We start from the raw sequence: 1886 nt of genomic DNA on the forward strand, positions 1-1886 counted from the left end.
ACAAAATATATGATTTTTCTTTAATATAAATTTACTGATATAGAGTAATTACTTTTAATCATTTTAAAGTCGCCCAGCTATAAGGCTGATGAATACGCTGCATGGTTACTGGCGCTGGAAACGACAGACGGATTCGATGAAGTCTTGTACGATGTTACTCAGAAAGTTGAACAAATTTTATATTTGATGCGATAACGTGATGCTTACTATGAGGTGCCAGCATAATGCGGTGGCATGATGTAGAACAAAATACCGAAGCATGGAATGAACTGAGAATAGGAAAAGTGACTGCATCTCAATTTGGCTGTTTTATGGCGAACATGGGGAAAGCTTTTGGTAAACCGGCAAAGCGATATGCACTTCAAATTGCGGTTGAGATTATCAAGGGCAAAAGGTCTGAATTCAGCTTCACTAGAGCACATACAGCGTGGTCATGAACAAGAGCCAATGGCTAGAATGCTCTATGAAATTGAGAGGAATGCTGACGTCACCAATGGCGGATTTTTCGACCTCGGTGATTATGGCGATAGTCCAGACGCCCATGTAGAAAACGATGGATTTGATAGAAATCAAATCCGTTACTGCTGCTATGCATTTTGAAACGTTAAAACGTGGCTCTTTTGAGCCAGCTTACAAATGACAGCTTATCGGACATCTTGATTGTACGGGAAGGGATTGGGTTGATTTTGTTAGTTATTGTGCTGTTTTTCCAGAAGAAAAACAACTCATTATTTATCGTCTAGCGAGAAAAGACTGTCAAGACGAGATAAATCAACTTCGTCTGAGACGAAAGGATTTTCTCAATTTAATAGAGGATATAATCGATGTCATTATTCAATAATATGATTAATTTGGAGAAAGCATTTCATGCAAAAATTAGAGAAATACAGCGTGATTTGAATGCGCCAAAAAGCGAATGGAACAGCTTTGCAAAGTATAAATACAGAACTTGTGAAGGCATTCTTGAAGCCCTTAAACCGCTACTCTTAAAATGTCAATTGGACATTAATATAGATGATGAAATCACCTATATTGGTAATCGTCATTATGTCAAGTCAACAGCAACATTAACAGATGGACAATTTAAGGTTTCGGCAACATCTTCTGCTCGTGAGCCGGAACAAAAAAAGGTTTTGATGAGTCGCAATTAACAGGTGCAACTATTTGATACGCCAGAAAGTACACGTTAAACGGACTGTTTACTATTGATGACTCTAAAGATGCGGATACAAACGAATATTCACAACAAAAACAGAGTATAACCATTAACGCAAGTTCAGACGAAATTTTAAAAAATTTACTGATGGAGCGACGCAAGCTAATTCTTATGAGGATCTGAAAACGTCGTTCAGATATGCCTTTAAGAATTTGTCTGGTGAGCATCAGAAGAAAGCAAAACAAGTTTATAACCTGCGTAAATCAGAACTGGAACCAACACAATGAGCATAAACATCGTGATATTTTCCGGCAATCTTGGTGGTCACTGTACGACTCGTAGCACCGCAAACGGTAAACTGATTGCCACATTTTCTTTATCGGTCAAACAAGCATACGGCGAGCATGAAAAAATCTCTTGGGTGCAGTGTCGAATGTTTGGTGCCAAAGCTGAAAAGTTACCCATTTATCTGACACGAGGAACCAAAGTTACTGTTATCGGACAATTTTTGCTCGAAAGTTGGACGGGAAAAGATGGTACAGAAAAAACAACCGCTGTTGTGCTTGTCAACGAGATTGATTTTTCTAGCAAGTCGGACAATATAGCTAAGCGACTTAATTTTGATTACACGATATTGAGTGCGAACAAAATATCTGTGTCGCATCCGAGCGCTCTTTTTTTGCATTTAGTTTGTGCCCATTTATGTTCAATTGGATTAAGATCTGGCGAA

3 protein-coding genes and 1 pseudogene are annotated in these 1886 nt (G+C 38.4%); all 4 read left to right on the forward strand.

Going from position 1 to position 1886, the window contains the following annotated elements:
- The first annotated feature begins 224 nt into the window (after positions 1–224).
- Positions 225–437, forward strand: coding sequence for a hypothetical protein (locus ARSQ2_RS11100; protein WP_181995330.1), 213 nt, complete (start codon positions 225–227; stop codon positions 435–437).
- 10 nt (positions 438–447) lie between these two features.
- On the forward strand, positions 448–600 hold the full coding sequence (locus tag ARSQ2_RS11105; protein WP_181995331.1) for a hypothetical protein: 153 nt from the start codon (positions 448–450) through the stop codon (positions 598–600).
- 251 nt (positions 601–851) lie between these two features.
- Positions 852–1443 (forward strand): annotated as a pseudogene (locus tag ARSQ2_RS11110) (ERF family protein).
- On the forward strand, positions 1440–1886 hold a 447-nt coding region (locus tag ARSQ2_RS11115), incomplete at its 3' end, for a single-stranded DNA-binding protein (protein ID WP_238334484.1). The pseudogene ARSQ2_RS11110 and the gene ARSQ2_RS11115, both read left to right, overlap by 4 nt.

Origin of the sequence: Arsenophonus endosymbiont of Bemisia tabaci Q2 (genome assembly GCF_902713415.1) — a bacterium.
In the GTDB taxonomy this organism is placed as follows: domain Bacteria; phylum Pseudomonadota; class Gammaproteobacteria; order Enterobacterales; family Enterobacteriaceae; genus Arsenophonus.